The sequence below is a fragment of the Exiguobacterium sp. MMG028 genome, assembly GCF_027947425.1.
GTDB classification, from domain to species: Bacteria; Bacillota; Bacilli; order Exiguobacteriales; family Exiguobacteriaceae; genus Exiguobacterium; species Exiguobacterium aestuarii_A.
In genome coordinates this window covers 346,860-368,113 of the sequence record NZ_JAQJIN010000001.1, presented here as the reverse complement: position 1 = coordinate 368,113, position 21,254 = coordinate 346,860, and the positions used below count along the sequence as shown (strand labels likewise).

Sequence of the window (21,254 nt, the reverse complement as noted above, 5' to 3'; positions counted from 1 at the left end):
AAAAAGAGTGCCCATTCATTCGAATGAACACTCTTTCAGATTAACCGTTGTAACGACCCATGAACTCTCCAGTACGTGTATCAACTGTCACTTTTTCACCTGGCTCGATGAAAAGTGGTACTTGAATCACATGACCTGTTTCAACTGTCGCGTTTTTCTTCACGTTCGATGCTGTGTCCCCTTTGACGCCTGGGTCTGCTTCGATGATTGTCAACACCACGCTCGTCGGAAGCTCGATTCCAAGAATCTCACCATTGTAGTCCGCGATACTGACTTCCATGTTTTCAAGCAAGTAAGGAAGCGCTGCTTTCACTTGTTCGCTCGTCAACTCAAGTTGCTCGTATGATTCATTGTCCATGAAGACATACGTGTCGCCCATTGGATAGAGATATTGCATACGCTTACGCTCGATGTGCGCACGCTCGATTTTTTCTCCACCGCGGAACGTTGTTTCTTGGATCGCTCCGTTGCGCAAGTTACGCATTTTTGTACGAACGAATGCTGCACCTTTACCTGGTTTTACGTGTTGGAATTCGATGACTTGCCAAATCGAACCATCAGATGTTTTGACTGTCAATCCTGTTTTTAAATCGTTAACTGATACCATGTTGATTTCCTCCTAAATTCAGACGAGACTCAAGCCTCAATCGTAATTAACTCTTTTGGCGACTGCGTCAGACGGTAACATCCGTCTTCCGTAACGACGACATCGTCCTCAATTCGGCAACCGCCGACACCGTTGATGTAAATACCCGGTTCAATCGTGACGACCATCCCTGGCTCGAGTACTGTTTCCGAGCGGAATGATAATCCAGGTGCCTCGTGCACTTCCATGCCAAGACCATGACCTGTCGAGTGGCCGAAGTATTCACCATATCCTGCTTCTTTGATAATGTCTCGTGTCAATGCGTCAGCTTCAATCCCTGTGATGCCAGCACGTGTACCTTCCACACCAGCGAGTTGGGCACGAAGCACTGTGTCATAGATTTGACGCAACTCGTCCGAAATCGGTCCGACCGCGAGTGTACGCGTAATATCTGAGCAGTACCCTTTATAGTAAGCACCAAAATCAAGTGTGACAAGTTCGCCAGATTCGATGACCTTATCGCTCGCAACGCCGTGCGGAAGTGCCGAGCGGAGACCAGAGGCAACGATCATATCGAACGATGACGAATCAGCACCTTTTGAGCGCATGAACATTTCGAGTTCGTTTGCGACTTCTCTCTCGGTACGACCCGGACGAATGAATGTCTGGATATGTGCATACGCTGCATCAGCGATTGCCGCAGCTTCCTTCATAATCTTAATCTCTGATTCATCCTTAATCAAGCGCAGTTTTTCAACGATTCCAGACGTCTCGATCAGATTTGCATCCACTTCTTTTTCATAAGCGCGATATTGACCGACTGTCATCGCGTCTTGCTCGATTCCAAGGCGTGCGATTGACTCACGTGACACAACATCTGCTACCGATTTGATGAGTGACGTATCAAGTTCAATGATGTCATATCCTTTTACTTGATTGTTCGCCTGTTCTGTGTAACGGAAGTCTGTGATAAAGCTTGCAGATTTCGCCGTGATGACGATCACACCACTTGATCCAGTGAAGCCTGATAAGTAACGGATGTTCTCTCGTTTTGTGACGAGCAATGCGTCAATCTCGTTTGCCTCTAACTGTGATTGCAGTTTGTTTACGCGTTCAATCATGTCGATTCCTCCAATGTTCGATTAGTGCATGCAGTGCCAACGTGTAACTCGTCAGCCCGAAGCCGGTAATGACACCTAAACAAACGCCTGCGAGTTTTGACTCGTGGCGAAATGTTTCTCTGGCATGCACGTTCGAGATATGTACTTCAACGACTGGGGCAGCGATTGCAGATATGGCATCGCGAATCGCGATTGATGTATGCGTATAAGCACCCGCGTTCAAAATGACACCATCATAGTCGTAGGCATCATGTAGCGCATCAATCAACGCTCCTTCGTGATTGGATTGAATGAAAGTGAGTTCGACGTCATCCGTTGCAGCAAGCATCAATTCGGCAGCTAGACCTTTTAACGACACGTCCCCATACACGTTCGGTTCACGGCGACCCAATAAATTTAAATTCGGACCATTCAACACTAGAATCTGCAATCTTCTTCCCCCTCGTTCGTCAAGTCTTATCTATTGTAACAAATTTATCGAAAGAACGTGAATCGAGCCTTCCGCCCTTTCGTTTTTTTTATAAATCGCGGTATAATTCAAGTACAACTCTGTAAGAATCGAGGAAAGTGAATGAATTCTAAACCAAACATTCCTGTCGGAGGACAGGCACTCGTGGAAGGCGTCATGTTCCAAGGCCGCTCCGAGAGCGCATCCGCCATTCGGCGAAAAGACGGTTCCATCGAAACGTTCGAGCAAGCGCGCATCCTCGTCCCGTGGGTCCAATCGTTGAAAAAGGTACCGTTTTTGAGAGGAATTGTCGCATTATATGAATCACTGAAGAACGGATCAGCGCATATGAATTTTGCAAGCGATCGTTATGACGTCGACCCGAGTGAAGATGTCAGTACGAACGAGGAACAGAAGCAGAGCATGTGGATGATTGCCTTCATTGCCATCATCGGTGTGATTTCTTATGTCTTTGGGAAGTTGATTTTTAACGTGACTCCAGCTCTTCTTGCCTCGATGTTTCAAGACGTGCCGTTATTTTCCGGACACGTGGTTCAAAACCTCCTTGAAGGGGGAATAAAATTAGTATTGTTGCTCAGTTACCTCTATTTGATATCGTTGACGCCACTCATTAAACGCGTCTTCCAATATCATGGGGCTGAACACAAGGTCATCAACTGTTATGAGTCCGGACGTCCGATTACGGTCGAACAAGTTCGAAAGAGCTCACGTCTTCATTACCGTTGTGGGTCGAGTTTTATTTTGTTCACCGTTTTCGTCGGGATTGGCGTATACATGATCGTCCCAATCGATCCACTTTGGCTACGACTCGTCAGCCGAATTGCGCTCTTACCTGTCGTCATCGGAATCTCATTTGAAGTCCTACAATTCACCAACCGTTTCCGTGAACATCGCTTCCTTTCATTCCTCGGAAAACCGGGTCTGTCACTCCAACTATTGACGACTCGAGAGCCGAGCGATGAACAGATTCAAGTCGCAATCGAAGCATTCGAGACATGGGAACGTAAAGAGTTAGGAGAATCGGTCATTCATAGAGAGGGATAAGAGGAGGAAGCACCATGATCAGACAACGAATTGGTTCGACCGCTGCAACAATCGTGTTTATCTTAGGCTTCATCGGGGTCGGGCATATGCTCGCCACCGATCCCGGTCGATTATTTAGACAATTGTTGTTCATCGGGATATTCGGGTTAGTCTTTTATGTGATCTACCGCGTTTTCATCGGACGACGTATGTCCCCAGAGGATATGCGCTATCGTAAAACCGCTCAAGCCTCTAAGAAACGGATGCAAGGGAACCGTGGACCTCAAGTCAAACCTTCCGCATCCGTGAAGAATAAGAAAAACAAGAAGCCGGGTTCGAACGTCACGAAGTTGTCCAAACGATCGAACGGACATCGAAGCAATCCCCCGCACCTCACCGTGATCGAAGGAAAAAAAGGGAAGAAGAAAAAGAAAGCCAACATGTAAAAAGGAGCGCCGCGGCGCTCCTTTTTACGTTGTCTCCACATATCCGATGTATGGTAAGTTGCGATACTGCTCGGCATAGTCGATGCCATACCCGATGACAAACTCATCCGGAATCTCAAAGCCGACATAGTCTGCATCTAATTGCACGAGACGTCGAGCTGGTTTATCGAGAAGCGTACAGATTTTCAGCTGTTTCGGTTGATGGAGTTCCATATGTTTGCACAAGAACTTCAACGTCTGCCCTGTATCGATGATGTCCTCGATGATCACGACATACTTTCCTTCCACATCCAAGTCAAGGTCTTTACGTAGTTGTACACTCCCACTCGAAACGGTCTTTTTCCCGTAAGAAGACGTCGCGACTGTGTCGAGTTGTACACTCCCTTTCATATAACGCATCAAATCAGCAGCAAACACCATCGATCCTTTTAAGACCGCAACAATGACAATAGGTGTCCCGTTTGCGTCTTTCTCAATTTCTTCTGCTAATTCTTGTACCCGATTTCGAATTTGCTGCTCATCAAACAGCTTTCCTTTAATTTGAATGTCCATCAGCTTGGCGAATGTTCGCCGTCACCCCCTATTTCATAAATCCACGATTCATCTTATCATAATATCGACTTAAAAATATACATTAGAAGATAAATTAGATGTTTTCGTTCGTATTTAACTCCTATTCGCCCAATAAAAAAACGTCAATCGTAAGAAATTGACGTTTTTCATACATTACTCTTCTGCTGCTCGCTCTTGCTCACGAAATTCTCTGAATTGATCCATCAGTTCAGGTTTGTCTTCAAAGAACTCTACAAACTGCGTCATGCAATCGAGCGTATTTGAACTGAGGTGATGTTCGATTCCTTCCACATCCTCATATACATCCGCTTCGTCGACTCCAATCAGACGTAAAAAAGACTCGAGCATCGCATGGCGCTCGACGAGTCGTTTCCCTACTTTTTGACCTTTCTTCGTAAGCATGAGGCCGCGGTATTTTTCGTACACCAGATATTCTTCACGGTCCAATTTTTGAACCATTTTGGTGACAGAGGAGGGATGAACTCCTAAATGTTCGGCAATGTCAGAAACACGCGCATATCCTTTTTCTGACATGAGTAAATAAATCCGTTCTAAATAATCTTCCATACTCGGTGTCGGCATGGGCACGACCTCCCCTAATGTTCCGGTTTCCACTTTATATTTTATCCTAACGAAGCTGAAATCGAAAGGGAAAGCCCCGATTCATTCAGTCAATCATTGTCTCGTGACCTTAAATTCATTATAATGAGATATGGTAACTTTGAAAGAGAAGGGAAGAACATCTATGGGAATCGAAACAATCCTCGTCATCCTCCTATGGGTTGCCTTGATCGCCTACATCGTATGGCGCTTCATGCCAGCTCGCGGGTTGAAAAAAATGAAACAAGAAGAATTCCGCGCTTCACTCCGCAAAGGACAATTGATTGACGTACGTGAACCGAATGAATATAAAGGTGGTCACATCGTCGGTGCTCGAAACATCCCGGTCGGTCAACTCAAGATGCGCATGAAAGAATTACGTAAAGACCAACCGATCTTAATCTATTGCCAAGGAAGCTCACGTTCTAACCAAGCGGCCAAACTACTCATGAAAAATGGATATAACAATATCTACATGCTTGAAGGCGGCTTCAAGAACTGGAAAGGCAAAATTAAAAAAGCATAAAAATGGGCGGGTCGATTGAATCGACCCGCTCCTTTTATTTCACGGATGACGCCTCACGACGTTCATATTTTAAAACAGGCTTCCGAGCAGCGAGCGTCTCATCCATACGTTTAACGACCGTCGTATGCGGGGCCGTCTGTACGATTTCTGGATTTTCTTCCGCTTCTTTTGCAATTTGAAGCATCGCATCGCAGAACGCATCAAGCGTTTCTTTTGATTCGGTTTCAGTCGGTTCCACCATAATGCACTCTTCCACATTTAATGGGAAATAGATTGTCGGTGGGTGGTACCCGAAGTCGAGCAATCGTTTCGCGATATCAAGTGTACGGACACCAAGTGCCTTTTGTCGCTTACCTGACAAGACGAACTCATGCTTGCAATACGTATCGTATGGTACGTCGAAGGCATCTTTCAATCGAGCAAACATATAGTTCGCGTTGAGCACGGCTTCACGTGATACACGCGTCAACCCTTCTGCTCCCATCGTTTTAATGTAGCTATACGCGCGAACATTGATTCCGAAGTTTCCATAGAACGGCTTGATTCGCCCAATCGAGTGAGGACGATCATAGTCCAAGCCAAACCCTTCGTCTGTCTTCGTGACGATTGGCGTTGGTAAGAACGGAATTAGATCACGTTTTACACCTACTGGACCAGAACCCGGACCACCACCGCCGTGAGGACCCGTGAATGTCTTGTGCAAGTTCAAGTGAACGACGTCAAAGCCCATGTCTCCTGGACGTGCGATTCCAAGAATCGCGTTCGAGTTCGCACCGTCATAGTAAAGCTTCCCACCAGCCTCATGAACGACTTTTGAAATTTCGAGGATGTCCGCTTCAAACAATCCGAGCGTATTCGGGTTCGTCAGCATGAGGGCAGCCGTGTCTGCACCAACTTTTGATTTCAAATCATCCAAGTCAACTAGACCACGCTCATCCGACTTGACCGTCACCGTCTCAAATCCAGCAACGACGGCAGAAGCCGGGTTCGTTCCGTGCGCCGAGTCTGGAACGAGTACTTTCGTACGAGCCGTATCCCCATTGCGTTCGTGGAACGCTTTGATCAACATGAGCCCTGTCCATTCGCCATGCGCCCCTGCTGCTGGTTGCAACGTCACTTCATCCATCCCTGTGATTTCCGCAAGTTGCTCTTGTAAGTCGACCATGAGTTCAAGCGCACCTTGAATCGTCTCAACGGGCTGCAAAGGATGAATGTGCGCGAATCCAGGAAGGCGTGCCATATCTTCGTTCACTTTCGGATTATATTTCATCGTACAAGAACCAAGTGGATAAAATCCTGAATCTACTCCATGGTTTCGTGTAGAGAGCGCCGTGTAATGACGAACGACATCGAGCTCAGATACTTCAGGAAGTTCAGCCACTTCTTTTCGAATCATCGTCGCCGGCAATAATGACTCGAGGTCAACTTCCGGAACGGTTGGCGTCGGTAAGTTATATCCTGTTCGTCCTTCACGTGATACTTCAAAAATTAGCGTTTGTTCGTGTTGCATCATTTCATCCCCCCGACCACTTCGACAAACTGATCAATCTCTTCTTTTGTACGTAACTCTGTCGCACAGACTAGCATCTGTGACTGGCGCTCTTCTTCATACGTTCCGAGCGGAAGTCCACCAATCATTCCATGTTCAAGCAAGTGACGAGATACTTCTTCTGCATCGCGTCCGAAATCAACAACGAATTCATTAAACATTGGTCCCTCGTCAACGATTGTAAATCCTGCTGCTTTCAATGCTTCTTTCATGTAATGAGCTGTTTGGATATTCCGGACAGCCATGTCTCGAATGCCATATTTCCCTAAAGCGGACATCGTGATTGAGGCAGCCAATGCGTTGAGCGCCTGGTTCGAACAGATGTTTGAGGTTGCCTTGTCACGACGAATGTGTTGTTCACGCGCCTGTAACGTCAAGACGAATCCACGTTTTCCATCCTCATCTACCGTTTGTCCTACGAGTCGACCAGGTAGTTTACGCATCAACGACTTCTTCACTGCAAAATATCCACAAGACGGACCACCAAAGCTTTGTGGAATCCCGAACGGTTGAGCATCCCCGACCGTAATGTCCGCTCCAAGCGCACCTGGTGATTCCAAAATGCCTAATGCAAGCGGGTTACTTGATACGACGAACAGTGCACCTGCATCATGCGCTTGTTTCGCCAATTGCTCCAAATCTTCAATACGACCGTAGAAGTTCGGATATTGTACGACGAGACATGAAGCATCTGTTAAATCGAGGTCAGTTACATCCGTCACCCCATTTGTGACGTTTGTATATTCGACAGAAAGTCCTGGACCATCCGCATATGTGCGAATGACATCTTTCGCTTCAGGATGTACCGCTCCAGAAACGACAACGCGTTTTTTCTTCGTCTGCGCACTCGCTAGGTAAGTCGCTTCAGCAAGAGCCGTAATTCCGTCATACATCGACGAGTTTGCGACATCCATCCCGGTCAACTCACAAATCATCGTCTGGAACTCGAACATCGCCTGAAGCTCACCTTGTGAGATTTCAGGTTGATATGGCGTATACGCCGTATAAAATTCAGAACGTAAAAGCATATGGTTCATCACGGTCGGTGAAAGATGATCATACATCCCGGCTCCAAGGAAACTTGGATATGACTTTGTATGCTTGTTCTTATCCGCTAGTTTCGTCATATGACGAACGAGATCCACTTCCGGAAGTGGTGACCCGATTGCTGCAAGCGACGCTTTTTCGCGAAGCGACTCTGGAATATCCGCGAGCAACGATTCGATGGAATCCACTCCAATCGTTTGAAGCATGTCTCGCTCATCTTGTTCGGTCATCGGTAAATAACGAAATTCCATTCTATTCATTCTGAATCCCCCTGTTTCATTTCGTTCGTTTATAGAAAGGTGTCGGTACGCGTTCGGCTTCAATCTTTTTGCCACGAATGTCGATGACAAATCGCTCTTCATCTTTATACCGTGCATCCACACGTGCCCAGGCGATTGACTCATTGACTGTCGGAGGCATTGTACCAGTAGTAACGACTCCAACGACGTTCCCATCGACTTCTACTTGCGCGCCTTGACGTGCGATTCCGCGACCAAGCAATCTCAAGCCCACCATCCGGTTCGGGATGTTTTCTTTTTGTGTGGCGAGCGCCTCTTTTCCAATAAAGTCAGTATCTAATTTGACCGCAAAATTAAGGTTCGCCTCGAACGGCGTAACCGACTCATCTAGTTCATGCCCATAGAGCGGAAGGCACGCTTCAAACCGTAGCGTATCTCGTGAACCTAACCCGCAAGGTGTAACACCCTCTGCTTCAAGCGCTTCCCAGATTGCTGAGATCCCTTCTGCCCGCGCATAAATCTCGAATCCGTCTTCTCCCGTATAACCACTTCGCGAAATGATCGAAGCAACACCGGCCACATCGCCGTTTATAAATTTAAAGAAACCAACTTCGTCAAGCGCTACGTTCGTAATCGTTTGAAGAACAGCTTCCGCATTTGGACCTTGAATGGCAATTTGGCCATATTCATCAGACTCATTCGTCACCGTGACGTCGCCACTAACAAATTGACGAATGTGCGCCTCGTCTTTTTCGATATTCGAGGCATTGACGACGAGCCAATAAGCATCTTCATCTAACCGGTAAACGAGTAAGTCATCCACTACGCCACCATTCTCGAGACAGAGAAGGTTGTACTGCGCTTGACCGACTTTAATCTTTGAGACATCGTTCGTCACAAGATTCTGCACTTGTTCTAGAGCGTCCGGTCCTTCAATCCGAATTTCTCCCATGTGAGATACATCAAACATCCCCACGTTTTGACGTACAGCCTGATGCTCTTCTTTAATCGAAGAAAACATTATCGGCATTTCAAACCCCGCAAAATCAACCATCTTCGCCTTCGGTTCAATCAATTCGAACAAAGGCGTACGTTTCAAAGTAACCTTTTCCATAATATCCCCCAATCCCGAACATAAAATGCTTTTGTTTTTGAAATCTTTCGTTTTCCATTCCACTTTAACAATTTTTATTCTTTCTGCATAGTTAAAAAAGCGAAAAAGAAAAAGGATGAAAAACGAAAACGTTTTCATCCTCATTATTTCATATTTTTGTCTCGGTGGAAACGTCAGAGCGTTCGATTCCCGCTGTACGTTTGATTTCATGTGTCAGCCCGACTGCCGCCTGTTTCAATTCAATCGATTCGTCTTTAGCTTTGATGCCGAAATCTTTGATTTGCGTAACGGAACGGTTGACCGCGTCCACATGCCCTTTGATTTCAGTGACTTGTTGGTTGATGACGTCAGCACGAATCTTAAATCGTTCCGTCAAACGGTTTAATCTTCCAAACGTCGGCTTCATCTGTTTTTTAAATAACAAATATCCATATACACCAAGTCCAATGATGGCGAATAAAAGAATTGCAAGGTTAATCCAAATCATAATTTTTCCTCCTTCATACGGATAATTTGTTCTGCAATACACCGCGGTGTCTGAGATGCATCAATCGTCTCGTCCGCTTCTTGATAAAGAGTGGTTCGTCGGTTGTATAATGCCCGAACTTCTGACTCTCCTTTTTTCACAAGTGGTCGATCCGAATCTTTGATCCGTGCCCAGCATTCCTCAAATGGTAAGTCTAAATGAATGATTTTACCGTGTTCGCGCATCCAACGTATGTTTTCAGAGCGTTCGATCACACCGCCACCCGTGAGGACAAAGTCAGCATCAATCCGCTGCAGCACTTTTGATTCTACGTCGCGAAACGCTGACTCCCCGTATTGGTCAAAATATGTAGCGATGTCGGTTCCAATCCAGGCTTCGATTTCTTCATCGAGGTCCACGACGTCTCCATGTTCTTGCATAAAAGTGAACAAGGTAGACTTACCTGTACCCATAAATCCCACGATATAAAACGGTTTCTTATTCATAAGCAATCACCTCTTTATGACGTTCACCAGATGTCAACACCATCTCCACTTCCGTTCGATTCGGTGCAATCGGACGACACGTCACCGTCCCCGTTGGTTTGGTGAGTGTTACTAGTTGATTGCCACAGCGTTCTTTCGCCAACAACAAGTGGGATTCAAAACGTATGGCCAATATCTCATCTGAGATTCGTCTCGTCGTTCGTTCTACATCAGTATACCAAAATAATGCTGTACCAAGTAACCACACGACGATTGTCAACGTGGTGATTAGAAAGAATCCTCTTTCATACACATGACGTACCGCTCCCTCTCGAAAGTTGAATCTTTCCAAGAGATTCGAAATCCCATACCGACCGTTTCGACGCGATACTGATCGATTCCTCTTAAAAATAACAAGTTCCCCCCTCCATCTCCGACCATGACCAAGTTTCCATTCAGCTGTTTGATCGTCCATGGCCACACTTCTTCATCTGACTTAAGGAAGTCACCTCTTAATCGTCCCCCATCGACGCGACAATTTTTGCTGTTCTGCAAACGACGCACAATGAGTTGGGGAGTCGTATGGTGTTCCCACTTCGGTTGTTCGTAAAGGCGTTGACCAAGCGTGAGCAATTCGACCAACAATAATATAAAGATGGGAAGAATCAACAATACTGCCGTCATTTCTAGCATGGTAAACCCCGGTTCAAAGCGTCGGTAAGCAAAAATCCTTTTCACACACTTCTTCACGCCCAGTCGGTTCAGCGGCTTCAAGCAGCACCTCTCCTTGTAATCGTTCATAAATGAACAACGTGTCACGCAACCTTGCGACTTGGTCATTTCCTTGTGTCACAAACGACGTCAAAATGAGTACCCAGCCCATTACAACCGCTAGGCTCACAATCACTTCCCATAACGAGAATCCTTTCTCATCCCCCTTCATGGATGATCACATCCGGTTCATACGTTCCAAGTCGAAATTTAAACGTGACGGATGTTTTCCCACTGACAAATTTCCACTGTCCTGCATAGGAAGCTGTTGCCTGGGAGAAGGTGATGGTATTGTAGGTCGGAAGATAAACAATGATTCCTTCCGGTACGTCCACCCTTCGCACTAACGTCATTCCACACATGATCAAATACCTTCGCTGTTTAGCCACCCAAATCAACTTCGGCACGCAACTTCCATTTTCGGAAATGTACGGGTATTGTCCCGCTTCTTGAATATTCGTCACTAACGTATCTGTAAAATCAAATAGTTCAAGTCGCTCAAAAGGCTTCACTACAGGACTACTGATCAGCAGGAGGAAGGAAATGATCACGAGTACCCACGCCATCTCAACAAACGTATAGCCTTTCATTGTTTCTTCAGCGAACCATCAAGTGGAGAATATGTGTAGGCTGACGATTGACAACTATACACTAGTGGATCCGATGCAGAAGCACGCTCAATCACTTCTAATGTGGCAGGGTACGATTTATGTTCGGCATAGTGTAAATTGATTTCTGACTCGACGATTCGGACACTTCCCTCACAACTCACTTGGTCCGCCCGTGACTTTCCTTCTGTCAGCGTCGGCACGAGCAATAACAGTAAAATTGAAATAATGAGTAAGACTGCAGCCATCTCAACAAGCGTGAATCCTTGTTCTTCCTTCATGTGAATGTCCCCTTTCATAATTGAGCCATGATAAGTTTTACAGGCAAATAAAGCGTGTAGAATAGAGTGCCGACCATGACGCTGAGCACTCCATAAAGTGCCGGCTCTACTTTTTCGATCAATTGACGACTATATTGCTCCATTTCTTCGAATACTAGTTCTCGATGAAGTGACATCAATTCACCGAGTTCTCCACTCATCGACCCCACTCCTAACAAGCTGACCACTTCATAGTCAATAAATCTTTCCTGTTTGACAGACATTTCAATTCCTTCACCGGCAGACAACCGATTGTGAATCCGATTTGCCATTTCAGCCATCTCCCCCCTTTCATTGGCGAGACGACTAATAATTTGCCTGATGTTCGTTTCCGTCTGTTGCAACAACGACAATTCGCTGACAAACAAATAAGTCAGGTACAGAGTTTTACCACGGTGCCATATGTAAAACGGTAGTTCCACACCTTGTCGATGCAACATGTAGACCGTGATCCCAAGCATCACAAATACAGAAAATAGTACTGGAAAGAACCATTTCGATAGTAAAATTGAACCTGCTCCATCATACGTGGATACATCAACCATACCCATCAGCTTCGGGAAAATGTACAATGCATAGACCATTCCAAGACTGAGCAAGATAAAGAAAATGATTAAAGGATATCGAATGAGTCGCTTCAATTCTTCCTTCAGCCGCATCCGCATTTCTAAAACTAAAACAACTTGAGATAACCCATCCATAAACCGTCCGTTCCGCTCGGCTGTCATCAATATCTCTTGCATTTGGCGATTTGTGATGATTAGCGAGAACACGTCCGCTAAGGAAGTACCAGCCTCAAGTTGTGCCCTCATCTCCTGAACATCCGCTTTCCTGTTTCCTTTTTCATGATATTCAAGTGTTTCCATTGTGGCTTTCAACGATACACCTCGGGATTGAAGACGCAGAAAACGGTGAATCAATTGAATCGGTGGTTTTACTGAAGCGTTGCCCATTCACACGTCACCTCCTGATCACGCGTTAGTACACACCAACGTCTTGTTACTGACGATTTTCCGAGCAATTGTTCAAGCCGTTTCTCCCCATCCTGAATCGTCGCTGTATGAAACGTAGTAATCGTCAAATGCCCACTGAGTGCAGCATCGTAGGCGACGTTCAACTCTTCCTCTGTACGTACCTCCCCGATTACAATGATGTCTGGGTCGGCACGTAACGTTTCTTTTAATAACTGCCGATGATTCAACCCTGCTTTTGCATTCACCTCGAGTTGAATCACCCCATCAATCTTTTGTTCTGGAGGATTTTCAATCGTGACGATCCGCTCACGCTTTAAGTGATTAAGAAGCGCATACAATATTGTCGTCTTGCCCGCACCAGTAGCACCTCCGATTAATAGGAGACCATGTCGCGATGCAGACATTTCTTGAAAACGTTCAACGTCCCCTGGTCTCAACAAGTGATGAAGCTCAAACGCTTGATTCGGTACCCTCCAGGACATCAATGTTTGAGTAAATGATGGGAGAAATGTTACGCGGATGACTTCTCGATCAAGTTCGTACACGCCTGACTGAGGCACACGTTGATTCGTGTCCGGTAACGAACACCAATATCGCATATGAAGTGTGAGACGGTCATATTGATCGATATCCATCGACTGAAGATCAAGCAGTTTCATATCTGATCGGATTTGAATCTTCACTTCATGTGTACTCGGTATAAAATGAAGATCGCTTGCCCCCGCCTCTCTCGCCACAATCATCAGTTGTTCAATAAGCTCCTTCATTTCGTTCACCTCGAGAACAGCATAAAAAAAAGCCCACCCTGTTGAAAGTGGACTTGTCTTATGAAACTTGTGTCGAAACGACATGATGACGACGTGCATATGTTTCGATTGAAACCTTGTCATAACCGACAATGACTTCTTTTCCGTCTGTTAAAATCGGACGTTTTAACAATTTTGGATTTTCACTCATCAGTTTGAGTAGTTCGCTCAGCTTCAAATCCTCAACATCAACGTCGAGTTGTTTGAAGGCTTGGCTTCTAGTAGCAAGAAGAGAATCTACACCTTCTTCACTAATCGCAAGGAGTTGTAGTAATTCGTCGACAGTCGGTGCATCTCTGAAAATGTGACGTTCACTCACTTGAAGTTCTTGTTCCTGTAAAAACGCTTTCGTCTTCCGGCAAGAAGTACAGCTCGGGTACGTGTAAAACATTAATTCTGATGCCATTTTATGTTCCTCCTCATTTCAACTTTTCACTTCGCTCATTTTGTATAAGTTGATTATACATCTCTTATACCCTGTTTGTACATATTTTGTACAACTTTTTTATAAATTTTGTACAACTTTATTTTCCGTATTGATTTCACATATTTTTCACGATTATTTTGCTCAATTCTCACGTTTCCATAGCATTTTTTCGAATGTGTTGGTAAAATAGTGAATGAGAATGGAATAATGCACGTATGGGGGGATTAACATGGCAAGAATGTTTCGTGTCCTAGGCTTCTGGACTGGGCTAGTGGCGGCACTTGCTTTCGTAGGCGCACTAGGCGGCGACCAAAGTAGTAGTGAACATACTGGTGACTTTATCGTTATGGGACTTGTCTTCTTAGCACAAACGATTTTCTTCGTCGCACTTGGCTACTTAAAGCTTACTGAAAAAACATATGTATACGTCTTCGGCGCGTATTTGACAATTTTCTTCGTTGTCTTTACGTATTGGAGCAACTTCCAAATGTAAAAAAGATTGTCTCGTCGGAGACAATCTTTTTTATTTCTTGAAGAATGGATTTGTTTGCTTCTCTTCTTCAAGCGTTGTTTTTGGTCCGTGACCTGGATAAAGAACCGTCGCACCCGGAATCAAGTGCTTCATGCGTTCAATGGATCCCATCAACGTTGCCTGATCGCCTCCGAATAAATCGGTACGACCGACTGATTGTTTAAAAATCAAGTCACCGCAAAACGCAATCTTTTCATCCGCCATGTATAACACGACGCTACCTGGTGAATGACCAGGGGTGTGATAAAGATCGAATGTAAAATTGCCGATAGTCAACGTATCGCCTTCATATACCTTTTCAGCCGGCTTCATCGCCGGTACAGGAAGATTGAAAGCGTGCGCTCCGTTCTTTTCTCCATTCGTCAACCAATCACTTTCGAGACGATGGACATATACTGGAACTTTATAGCGTTCACGGAGTGCATCCACTCCTCCAATGTGATCAAAATGGGCGTGAGTCAACAAAATCGCAGCGGGTGTACCAAGACGATCGATCACCTCAAAAAATCTTGGGTCATCCGTTCCTGGGTCGATGATGACGACACTGCCTTCTTTTTCAAGGACGTATCCATTCTCCTGTGCTAAGCCTGACGTAATCTTCTTCACTTGCATATGATTGATCCCCCTCTCATTCAAAACAATATTGTGGCAAAATTGTATCGATGTCAACCTTTGCTCGACAGCGCCTCAATAATCGGATAAAATAATAATGATATTTCAGTGAAATTTTTATGAATTTCATGACGTATAATTAAAGGGGGAACTCGTCATGCATTTGTATGAACCGTTCGGATGGATTTCTGTCATCGTCGCGATTGTGGCTGTATGGGGAATGATTCGTTCATTCAAAAAACGCCAATTCTTTCCACTCGCAGTTGCAGGCTTAACTGTACTCGTATTCGGATTCTTTGGTGTTGCCACGTTGATCTACGGCGGTATTCCAGGTTAATGGATTCGTATCAAGCAATCATCAAGCGACTTCGGTCGCTTTTTTTGTGCCTATAATTCCTCGATATAAAAAACGAACCAAATCACATAGTGGTTTGGTTCGTTTTTTAGGTTATTCATTCGTTTGTTCTTTAAAGCGGAGAAGGTCGGAATAGATCAAATCATCGTTCATTTGTAAGATCTTTTCTGCTTCTTCCGTCATTGGACCACAAAGCGTTGTGTCCTCAACCACTTCTCCAGAAGTAGCATTGTAACAAGTAGATTGTGTCCATACATATTCATCCGTCACAACCGTACCATCTCGGAAGATTGCACGACTATTTCGGTTTTCAGAGAACAAGTCATTCCCGAATCCGATTGTGTCCGATGTATCAATTCCAAGTAAGTGCAAGATTGTCGGTTTCATGTCGACGTGACTTCCGATCGTTTCATGCACTTCACCTTTTTCTTGATCCGGCAAGTGAATCGCAAACGGAACCTGTTGTAATTTCGCCACATCATATGGTGTCAACTCTTCTTTACCAAGCAACTCTGCCATCGCATTGTTGTGGTTCGTCGAGATACCGTAGTGGTCACCATAAACAACGAAAATCGTATCCTCCCACATTCCGTTCTCTTTCAATTGATCGATGAAGAGACCGAGTGCATAGTCTTGATAAGCAAGCGCCTGCGGGAAGTTGTTTAACGTCGTCGAACTTGTCTCGAACTTCGGTACGAGTTCATAGTCTTCGCTTGGCATCGTATATGGGAAGTGGTTCGTCAATGTGATGAACTTCGCATAGTACGGCTCAGGCAATTCTTGAAGCATCGGGATCGATTGTTCGAAGAAACTATCATCCAAGAGACCCCATTCTGTCATGTCTTCTGGGTTTCCGAGATCGTAGCTCTTCTCATCGAAGAATTGATCGACACCGATATTTTTATACATTTGGTCGCGGTTCCAGAACGATTTGTTATTCGCATGGAAGACGGCTGAATAATAGTTATCATCTTTAATCAACTCTGGAAGTGCTTGATATTCATTATCTGCATTCGTAAAGTATACGGCACCACGCGGTAGGCCATATAGCGAGTTATCGAGCGCAAACTCCGCATCCGATGTCTTCCCTTGACCTACTGTATGGTAGTAGTTTGGCCAATAGTGAGACTCTTCGATCAGCTTGTTCAAGTTTGGCGTGATATATTCACCGTTCGGCGCTTTCATGTTATGCGTGAAATTTTGTGCAGATTCGAACGAAACGACAATCACGTTTTTCCCCTTATACTTACCGAACAAATCAGGATTCGGTGCAGCATAGTTCTGACGAGTGAATTGTTCGATTGTTGCAAGCTCTGATTCGTCAGCCATCGCTTTTTGAGCAGATGTTTTCGTTTGAAGCATCGCGTCATACACATGGAAGTTAAATGTTCCGATGTTTTTCACTAATAGCTCACGGTCGAATGAACGAGTCAACAATTCCGGACGTTCTGTTTCCGCCAATGAAAGGTTGAACAAGAATACCGATACAGCTGCAACGAACGTCACGAGTGCGCGACGATGTGAAGCGGCATTCTCTTTCATATTCATACGCCATAAGATAAACGGTAAGACAAAAACGTCACCAAGAATGATTAAGTCTTTCCATTCCAGAAGTGATGTGAACGATGTCGACAGCGTCTCCATGTTCGATGGTTGCATAATGACCGGCATCGTTAAATAGTCCGTAAATTCACGATAATACACGGCATCCGCAAACAAGATGAAGGATGCGAGCGCGTAAAGCGTGTAGAGCACCCATTTTTGTTTGTTTCCTTTAAAGAAGAAATGGAAGGCAAACAAGAATAATGTCGAACTGATCGGGCTGATCAGTAGGATAAAAGCTTGTGCGGTGTTTTCAATCGGAATGTTGAAGAAAAATTGATAGACGATATACGTCTTCGTCCAAAGCAATAACGTAAAAATCCAAAATAGACGATATTCTTGAAACGAAGCGCGGACCGTATCGTTCAGTCTCGTCGATAGCTTCGAGAAGCGTTGAGATGAATTCATCTGACGGTCTCCTCCTCTTTTCAGTTTTCGGCATGTTTTTATAGCCATTTATTTTTATATTTGTTCATACATTGTACAATTCGATTTGAATAGTACACGTCCAGTATCAAGTCCAAATCTTACCCCTTTTTTAATAAAAAATCAACTGTGACGTTACAAATTTTACAATATCCCATACCCTTTCCCACAAGAAAACACGCCTGCGATGTGCAGACGTGTCAGTTTTATACGCGTGTCGGAAGGAAGTGTTTGCGTGCTAACCAGCCACAACCAATGACTCCGGCATCATTCTCAAGTTCAGCGATTTTAAACGTCGTTGACTCATAGACACGTTCGAGTGCGAAACGCTTGAACTGAGAATCGAGCGGTTCAAGCAATGCTGAACCTGCTTTTGAGACACCGCCACCGATGACAATCATTTTCGGGTTGAGTGTGTTGGCGATATTCGAGATCGTCAATCCGAGATATTCCGTCATCTCATTGACCACTTCTGTCGCGATTGTATCCCCAGCTTTATAAGCTTCGAATACGTCACGTGCCGTCACTTCTTTCAATTCGTTCAACGAAGTATCTTGATTTTTCCGTTTTTGCAACGCTAAACGTGAAATACCTGTCGCAGAGGCAATCGTTTCGATACACCCTAATCGGCCACAGCCACATTTTACAGCTTTCGCCTCATCTCGTTCGACGGTGATATGACCGATTTCTCCTGCCATACCAGCCGTACCATGAACGATGTTTCCGTTCGTGATGACGCCACCACCGACGCCTGTACCGAGCGTAATGGCAAGTAATTCGGATGCACCTTCACCTGCACCCTTCCACATTTCCCCGAGGGCAGCGGCATTCGCATCGTTTTCGAGGACCGCGGGGAGTCCGACCGCTTTTTCGAACTCACTCACAAGAGCGAAGTCTTTCCATCCGATGTTCGGTGAATACTCGACAACACCTTCAGAGAAATTGATGAATCCAGGGGCTCCGATACCTGCACCTGCGAAGTCTTCTTTCTTCTTGCCTGACGTCTCTAAATACGTTTCAAATGAGGCTGCGATGTCTTTTGGTATATGTACACCGTTTTCTCGAATATCCGTTTTAACTTCCCACTTATCAGAAATGATGCCATTCATGTCTAAAACAGCCATCTTCACCGTTGTACCACCGATGTCGATCCCTAATAACCATTTCATACCGTTCACTCCTCATCTCAACTAAATCGCTTTCATTCAATAGTGTACACTATTATCCCCTTAGTGCAACCCTTTGCACTAAGGGGATTTCTGTCAATCTGTTGAATTTTTCAATTCGTGGGTCAAAATGATTTTCGCCGTATCGTATACACGCTGCTCGATGATGCCCCCTTCATACAACTCGTCGAGTTCCATCATCATCAGTGAGATTTCAGCATCCCGCTCCCCGATGTAAATAATGGTCCCGAACGACTTTAAAAACTGTTGGACATCATAAAAGTTTTTCATGCTTCTTCCTCCATCGTTGACAAGACATAACGATTTAACAATTCTCTTGTCGCTTCCATAGACGTCACATGTGTCCGTTCATAACTATGACTTGACTCAATTCCTGGACCAATCAAAGCGTGCTTCACATCGTAGCCTGCACGGATCGCAGCCGACGCATCCGAGCCATAATAAGGATAGATATCCACTTTATAAGCGATGTCATGTGCCTTACATAATGAAGTAAACTTACGGCGCAAGCTAATATCATATGGTCCAGATGAATCTTTGGCACAAATCGAAACCGTATATTCATCTGAATGTTGCCCGTCTCCGAGCGCCCCCATATCGACGGCAATGTATTCCACAACATTTTCAGGAATGCCGGCATTTCCCCCGAATCCGACTTCTTCATAATTCGAGATTAAGAAGTGGACCGTATGTGGCAACTCATCATTAACCAAATCTTTAGCTAGGTCTAACAAGATGGCCACAGAAGCCTTGTCGTCCAAATGACGAGATTTGATGTATCCGGAAGACGTCACCTTGAATCGTGGATCAAATGACACAAAGTCACCGATTTCAATTCCAAGTGCCGTGACATCTTCACGAGAATGGACTTTCTCATCCAATCGAACTTCAATGTTTGAAGCAGAGCGTTCTGCAGAGTTCGTGTCTTTATACACATGAACGCTCGACTGATGGATGAGGATGGTTCCTTCGATCGCCTCCCCCTCCTCGCGATGAATGAGACAGTTTTCTCCTTCGATCGCCGTCCAAGCGTATCCACCCACTTGCGTGAGTCGTAAGCGTCCGCTCGGCAAGATGTCCTTGACCATCGCCCCAAGGGTATCGACGTGCGCCGTCAAAAGACGCGCCTCGTCCGAACGTCCTGGGAACGTCGCAAGCAACGCTCCTTTATGTAAACGAGACGTCTTGACACCGAGTGTTTGGAGTTCATTTTCTGCAAATCCAATCGCCTCCTCCGTCATACCAGACGGACTCGGGATTTCAACTAATGTTTTCAGTGTTTCTATCATCATATTCTCCCCTTACCAAGATCCATACCCGTACAGTAGACCAAATAACGTGGCCGTGAGCACAGAAAATAAGATGCGTTGTGTTCGATTTTCCTCATCAGGCAATCCGACGACACCAGAGACGACGAATCCACCTAGTAAACCACCCGCGTGTGCAAAATGATCCAAGTTCGCACCCAATACGAACGCGAGTCCTACATTTAATCCTAACATAATAAAGAGCGGAGGTCCGAGTGTCTTCATAAAGAGCGAACGATCCCGCAGTCCAAAATAGAGTAAGGCACCGACCAGACCAAATAAGGCTCCTGATGCCCCCGCTGAAATGGATTCACTGAACGCGTACGATGCTGTCGTCGCTAAAATCCCACCGACCACGTAGATGATGAAAAAGCGGAGGGAGCCGTACATTCGTTCAACGAGCGGACCAAGTGACCAGAGCGCAAACATATTGATGACAAAATGGAACCATCCGATATGCAGAAACATCGGCGTAATGAACCGCCACCATTCCCCTTCTTCGATGAGCGGGTTCACTTTCGCACCGAATGCGATCAACGTGTTCGGGTCGAATGTCGAACCGACCGATTCAGCTAACCACATGACTAAAAACGTGATGAACATCAAACCGTAAACTACTTGCGGTTTACCAAAGGAGAATCGTTTCTTTAACTCCGCTTTCTTCTTTCGATCCATTGCGACCGCGAGCAGTCGAAAACGGTCGTCCTCCATCGTAGGTGTACAAATCGAGCGAGATAATGTCACTCTCGCTGGAATCGGGAACGTCATGGAGTCGACCCGCTCTTCATCAACGAGACGGTCACCATATATGTGAATCGTCAAACGCTTTCGTCCAATACGAGACAGACGAAAGGCGCTCAAGATTGCGTTAATGTCAGTACCGACATGATTCGCCCATGCTTTTTCAGTTTGAACGTATAAGTCATAGCGATCACCTGCTTTTGTATCAAACAAGATGACTGCACGGGATGGTTCTAATATCCCTTCGATTCGTCCACCGTTCTCGATCGCTTGATAAATGTCTTCCCAGAAGCAAGTCGCCAACAAAATCCCTCCTCTCTCATTCTATTGTAAATCACGTTG

At 45.3% G+C, this 21,254-nt stretch carries 29 protein-coding genes; 5 read left to right on the top strand and 24 right to left on the bottom strand.

The window, feature by feature from the left end; genetic code table 11:
• Positions 1-40: 40 nt before the first annotated feature.
• From efp to aroQ, 3 genes are read right to left on the bottom strand one after another with little or no spacing between them, the layout of a single operon-like run.
• The gene (efp, locus tag PJK55_RS01975; protein WP_214692975.1) at positions 41-607 is read right to left on the bottom strand and encodes an elongation factor P; all 567 of its coding nucleotides are present in this window, start codon (positions 605-607) and stop codon (positions 41-43) included.
• Positions 608-636: 29 nt separating this feature from the next.
• Positions 637-1,704: a M24 family metallopeptidase gene (locus PJK55_RS01970; protein WP_271305257.1), complete on the bottom strand. Its 1,068-nt coding sequence runs from the start codon at positions 1,702-1,704 to the stop codon at positions 637-639.
• Positions 1,700-2,137: a type II 3-dehydroquinate dehydratase gene (gene aroQ, locus PJK55_RS01965; RefSeq protein WP_271304626.1), complete on the bottom strand. Its 438-nt coding sequence runs from the start codon at positions 2,135-2,137 to the stop codon at positions 1,700-1,702. The genes PJK55_RS01970 and aroQ overlap by 5 nt, the downstream gene beginning before the upstream one ends.
• A 141-nt stretch (positions 2,138-2,278) precedes the next feature.
• On the opposite strand from aroQ, the gene PJK55_RS01960 reads away from it, so the two are divergent.
• Both PJK55_RS01960 and PJK55_RS01955 read left to right on the top strand, forming a co-directional pair.
• Entirely contained in the window at positions 2,279-3,220 is a 942-nt protein-coding gene (locus PJK55_RS01960; protein WP_214748024.1) for a DUF1385 domain-containing protein, read from the top strand.
• Between the two features lie 14 nt (positions 3,221-3,234).
• Positions 3,235-3,645 (top strand): SA1362 family protein, encoded by a 411-nt coding sequence (locus tag PJK55_RS01955; RefSeq protein ID WP_271304625.1) that lies wholly within the window; start codon positions 3,235-3,237, stop codon positions 3,643-3,645.
• Between the two features lie 24 nt (positions 3,646-3,669).
• Here PJK55_RS01955 and hpt read toward each other — a convergent pair whose 3' ends face one another.
• Both hpt and mntR read right to left on the bottom strand, forming a co-directional pair.
• The gene (hpt, locus tag PJK55_RS01950) at positions 3,670-4,197 is read right to left on the bottom strand and encodes a hypoxanthine phosphoribosyltransferase (RefSeq protein ID WP_074033308.1); all 528 of its coding nucleotides are present in this window, start codon (positions 4,195-4,197) and stop codon (positions 3,670-3,672) included.
• A gap of 174 nt (positions 4,198-4,371) precedes the next feature.
• Positions 4,372-4,800 carry a transcriptional regulator MntR gene (gene mntR / locus PJK55_RS01945; protein WP_074033309.1) on the bottom strand — a complete coding sequence of 143 codons (429 nt, stop codon included), beginning with the start codon at positions 4,798-4,800 and terminating at the stop codon, positions 4,372-4,374.
• 163 nt (positions 4,801-4,963) lie between these two features.
• Here mntR and PJK55_RS01940 point away from each other — a divergent pair, with 163 nt between their 5' ends.
• Positions 4,964-5,344, top strand: a complete 381-nt coding sequence (locus PJK55_RS01940) for a rhodanese-like domain-containing protein (RefSeq protein ID WP_083600098.1) — start codon at positions 4,964-4,966, stop codon at positions 5,342-5,344.
• A gap of 34 nt (positions 5,345-5,378) precedes the next feature.
• Here PJK55_RS01940 and gcvPB read toward each other — a convergent pair whose 3' ends face one another.
• The 13 genes from gcvPB to PJK55_RS01875 form a co-directional block, all read right to left on the bottom strand.
• Positions 5,379-6,854, bottom strand: a complete 1,476-nt coding sequence (gcvPB, locus tag PJK55_RS01935) for an aminomethyl-transferring glycine dehydrogenase subunit GcvPB (protein WP_371743085.1) — start codon at positions 6,852-6,854, stop codon at positions 5,379-5,381.
• Positions 6,854-8,191, bottom strand: coding sequence for an aminomethyl-transferring glycine dehydrogenase subunit GcvPA (gcvPA, locus tag PJK55_RS01930; protein ID WP_214748283.1), 1,338 nt, complete (start codon positions 8,189-8,191; stop codon positions 6,854-6,856). Before gcvPA ends, gcvPB begins: the two co-directional genes overlap by 1 nt.
• Positions 8,192-8,216: 25 nt before the next feature.
• Positions 8,217-9,293, bottom strand: a complete 1,077-nt coding sequence (gene gcvT, locus PJK55_RS01925) for a glycine cleavage system aminomethyltransferase GcvT (RefSeq protein ID WP_271304624.1) — start codon at positions 9,291-9,293, stop codon at positions 8,217-8,219.
• A gap of 148 nt (positions 9,294-9,441) precedes the next feature.
• Positions 9,442-9,780 carry a hypothetical protein gene (locus tag PJK55_RS01920; RefSeq protein ID WP_214748009.1) on the bottom strand — a complete coding sequence of 113 codons (339 nt, stop codon included), beginning with the start codon at positions 9,778-9,780 and terminating at the stop codon, positions 9,442-9,444.
• Entirely contained in the window at positions 9,777-10,265 is a 489-nt protein-coding gene (locus PJK55_RS01915) for a shikimate kinase (protein WP_271304623.1), read from the bottom strand. Before PJK55_RS01915 ends, PJK55_RS01920 begins: the two co-directional genes overlap by 4 nt.
• Positions 10,258-10,557 (bottom strand): hypothetical protein, encoded by a 300-nt coding sequence (locus PJK55_RS01910; protein ID WP_271304622.1) that lies wholly within the window; start codon positions 10,555-10,557, stop codon positions 10,258-10,260. The genes PJK55_RS01915 and PJK55_RS01910 overlap by 8 nt, the downstream gene beginning before the upstream one ends.
• A complete protein-coding gene (locus tag PJK55_RS01905; RefSeq protein ID WP_271304621.1) occupies positions 10,533-10,937 on the bottom strand; it encodes a hypothetical protein in 405 nt (134 codons plus the stop codon). The genes PJK55_RS01910 and PJK55_RS01905 overlap by 25 nt, the downstream gene beginning before the upstream one ends.
• Positions 10,938-10,950: 13 nt before the next feature.
• Complete coding sequence (locus tag PJK55_RS01900; protein ID WP_271304620.1) at positions 10,951-11,187, bottom strand: hypothetical protein; 237 nt, start codon at positions 11,185-11,187, stop codon at positions 10,951-10,953.
• Positions 11,174-11,605 carry a prepilin-type cleavage/methylation domain-containing protein gene (locus tag PJK55_RS01895; protein WP_271304619.1) on the bottom strand — a complete coding sequence of 144 codons (432 nt, stop codon included), beginning with the start codon at positions 11,603-11,605 and terminating at the stop codon, positions 11,174-11,176. The genes PJK55_RS01900 and PJK55_RS01895 overlap by 14 nt, the downstream gene beginning before the upstream one ends.
• Positions 11,602-11,904 (bottom strand): prepilin-type N-terminal cleavage/methylation domain-containing protein, encoded by a 303-nt coding sequence (locus PJK55_RS01890; RefSeq protein WP_083600099.1) that lies wholly within the window; start codon positions 11,902-11,904, stop codon positions 11,602-11,604. Before PJK55_RS01890 ends, PJK55_RS01895 begins: the two co-directional genes overlap by 4 nt.
• Positions 11,905-11,918: 14 nt before the next feature.
• Positions 11,919-12,896: a type II secretion system F family protein gene (locus PJK55_RS01885; RefSeq protein ID WP_271304618.1), complete on the bottom strand. Its 978-nt coding sequence runs from the start codon at positions 12,894-12,896 to the stop codon at positions 11,919-11,921.
• Positions 12,878-13,684 (bottom strand): ATPase, T2SS/T4P/T4SS family, encoded by an 807-nt coding sequence (locus PJK55_RS01880; protein ID WP_271304617.1) that lies wholly within the window; start codon positions 13,682-13,684, stop codon positions 12,878-12,880. Before PJK55_RS01880 ends, PJK55_RS01885 begins: the two co-directional genes overlap by 19 nt.
• 58 nt (positions 13,685-13,742) lie before the next feature.
• Entirely contained in the window at positions 13,743-14,129 is a 387-nt protein-coding gene (locus PJK55_RS01875) for a Spx/MgsR family RNA polymerase-binding regulatory protein (protein ID WP_074033321.1), read from the bottom strand.
• 250 nt (positions 14,130-14,379) lie between these two features.
• Here PJK55_RS01875 and PJK55_RS01870 point away from each other — a divergent pair, with 250 nt between their 5' ends.
• Complete coding sequence (locus PJK55_RS01870; RefSeq protein ID WP_012726597.1) at positions 14,380-14,643, top strand: DUF2626 domain-containing protein; 264 nt, start codon at positions 14,380-14,382, stop codon at positions 14,641-14,643.
• Positions 14,644-14,673: 30 nt separating this feature from the next.
• Here the strand turns inward: PJK55_RS01870 and PJK55_RS01865 are convergent, their stop codons facing one another.
• Positions 14,674-15,294, bottom strand: coding sequence for an MBL fold metallo-hydrolase (locus PJK55_RS01865; protein WP_271304616.1), 621 nt, complete (start codon positions 15,292-15,294; stop codon positions 14,674-14,676).
• A gap of 157 nt (positions 15,295-15,451) precedes the next feature.
• On the opposite strand from PJK55_RS01865, the gene PJK55_RS01860 reads away from it, so the two are divergent.
• Entirely contained in the window at positions 15,452-15,631 is a 180-nt protein-coding gene (locus tag PJK55_RS01860) for a DUF2759 domain-containing protein (RefSeq protein WP_074033323.1), read from the top strand.
• Between the two features lie 111 nt (positions 15,632-15,742).
• On the opposite strand, the gene PJK55_RS01855 is transcribed toward PJK55_RS01860, so the two are convergent.
• The 5 genes from PJK55_RS01855 to PJK55_RS01835 form a co-directional block, all read right to left on the bottom strand.
• Positions 15,743-17,659 (bottom strand): LTA synthase family protein, encoded by a 1,917-nt coding sequence (locus PJK55_RS01855; protein WP_271304615.1) that lies wholly within the window; start codon positions 17,657-17,659, stop codon positions 15,743-15,745.
• Positions 17,660-17,883: 224 nt separating this feature from the next.
• The gene (locus tag PJK55_RS01850; protein ID WP_271304614.1) at positions 17,884-18,846 is read right to left on the bottom strand and encodes an ROK family glucokinase; all 963 of its coding nucleotides are present in this window, start codon (positions 18,844-18,846) and stop codon (positions 17,884-17,886) included.
• 93 nt (positions 18,847-18,939) lie between these two features.
• Positions 18,940-19,134 carry a YqgQ family protein gene (locus tag PJK55_RS01845; protein WP_012726602.1) on the bottom strand — a complete coding sequence of 65 codons (195 nt, stop codon included), beginning with the start codon at positions 19,132-19,134 and terminating at the stop codon, positions 18,940-18,942.
• Entirely contained in the window at positions 19,131-20,153 is a 1,023-nt protein-coding gene (locus tag PJK55_RS01840) for a M42 family metallopeptidase (RefSeq protein WP_271304613.1), read from the bottom strand. Before PJK55_RS01840 ends, PJK55_RS01845 begins: the two co-directional genes overlap by 4 nt.
• Before the next feature lie 12 nt (positions 20,154-20,165).
• Positions 20,166-21,215 carry a rhomboid family intramembrane serine protease gene (locus PJK55_RS01835; protein WP_271304612.1) on the bottom strand — a complete coding sequence of 350 codons (1,050 nt, stop codon included), beginning with the start codon at positions 21,213-21,215 and terminating at the stop codon, positions 20,166-20,168.
• Positions 21,216-21,254 lie beyond the last annotated feature (39 nt).

Coding starts and splice junctions, on each gene's coding strand:
- PJK55_RS01940 (WP_083600098.1), top strand. CDS start 4,964: ATGGGAATCGAAACAATCCTCGTCATCCTCCTATGGGTTGCCTTGATC.
- PJK55_RS01890 (WP_083600099.1), bottom strand. CDS start 11,904: ATGAAGGAAGAACAAGGATTCACGCTTGTTGAGATGGCTGCAGTCTTA.
- PJK55_RS01870 (WP_012726597.1), top strand. CDS start 14,380: ATGGCAAGAATGTTTCGTGTCCTAGGCTTCTGGACTGGGCTAGTGGCG.
- PJK55_RS01865 (WP_271304616.1), bottom strand. CDS start 15,294: ATGCAAGTGAAGAAGATTACGTCAGGCTTAGCACAGGAGAATGGATAC.
- PJK55_RS01855 (WP_271304615.1), bottom strand. CDS start 17,659: ATGAATTCATCTCAACGCTTCTCGAAGCTATCGACGAGACTGAACGAT.
- mntR (WP_074033309.1), bottom strand. CDS start 4,800: ATGCCGACACCGAGTATGGAAGATTATTTAGAACGGATTTATTTACTC.
- PJK55_RS01955 (WP_271304625.1), top strand. CDS start 3,235: ATGATCAGACAACGAATTGGTTCGACCGCTGCAACAATCGTGTTTATC.
- efp (WP_214692975.1), bottom strand. CDS start 607: ATGGTATCAGTTAACGATTTAAAAACAGGATTGACAGTCAAAACATCT.
- PJK55_RS01850 (WP_271304614.1), bottom strand. CDS start 18,846: ATGAAATGGTTATTAGGGATCGACATCGGTGGTACAACGGTGAAGATG.
- PJK55_RS01900 (WP_271304620.1), bottom strand. CDS start 11,187: ATGAAGGGGGATGAGAAAGGATTCTCGTTATGGGAAGTGATTGTGAGC.
- PJK55_RS01905 (WP_271304621.1), bottom strand. CDS start 10,937: ATGCTAGAAATGACGGCAGTATTGTTGATTCTTCCCATCTTTATATTA.
- hpt (WP_074033308.1), bottom strand. CDS start 4,197: ATGGACATTCAAATTAAAGGAAAGCTGTTTGATGAGCAGCAAATTCGA.
- PJK55_RS01895 (WP_271304619.1), bottom strand. CDS start 11,605: ATGAAAGGCTATACGTTTGTTGAGATGGCGTGGGTACTCGTGATCATT.
- PJK55_RS01860 (WP_074033323.1), top strand. CDS start 15,452: ATGCATTTGTATGAACCGTTCGGATGGATTTCTGTCATCGTCGCGATT.
- PJK55_RS01915 (WP_271304623.1), bottom strand. CDS start 10,265: ATGAATAAGAAACCGTTTTATATCGTGGGATTTATGGGTACAGGTAAG.
- gcvT (WP_271304624.1), bottom strand. CDS start 9,293: ATGGAAAAGGTTACTTTGAAACGTACGCCTTTGTTCGAATTGATTGAA.
- PJK55_RS01960 (WP_214748024.1), top strand. CDS start 2,279: ATGAATTCTAAACCAAACATTCCTGTCGGAGGACAGGCACTCGTGGAA.
- PJK55_RS01840 (WP_271304613.1), bottom strand. CDS start 20,153: ATGATAGAAACACTGAAAACATTAGTTGAAATCCCGAGTCCGTCTGGT.
- PJK55_RS01875 (WP_074033321.1), bottom strand. CDS start 14,129: ATGGCATCAGAATTAATGTTTTACACGTACCCGAGCTGTACTTCTTGC.
- gcvPB (WP_371743085.1), bottom strand. CDS start 6,854: ATGCAACACGAACAAACGCTAATTTTTGAAGTATCACGTGAAGGACGA.
- PJK55_RS01845 (WP_012726602.1), bottom strand. CDS start 19,134: ATGAAAAACTTTTATGATGTCCAACAGTTTTTAAAGTCGTTCGGGACC.
- PJK55_RS01920 (WP_214748009.1), bottom strand. CDS start 9,780: ATGATTTGGATTAACCTTGCAATTCTTTTATTCGCCATCATTGGACTT.
- gcvPA (WP_214748283.1), bottom strand. CDS start 8,191: ATGGAATTTCGTTATTTACCGATGACCGAACAAGATGAGCGAGACATG.
- PJK55_RS01880 (WP_271304617.1), bottom strand. CDS start 13,684: ATGAAGGAGCTTATTGAACAACTGATGATTGTGGCGAGAGAGGCGGGG.
- PJK55_RS01885 (WP_271304618.1), bottom strand. CDS start 12,896: ATGGGCAACGCTTCAGTAAAACCACCGATTCAATTGATTCACCGTTTT.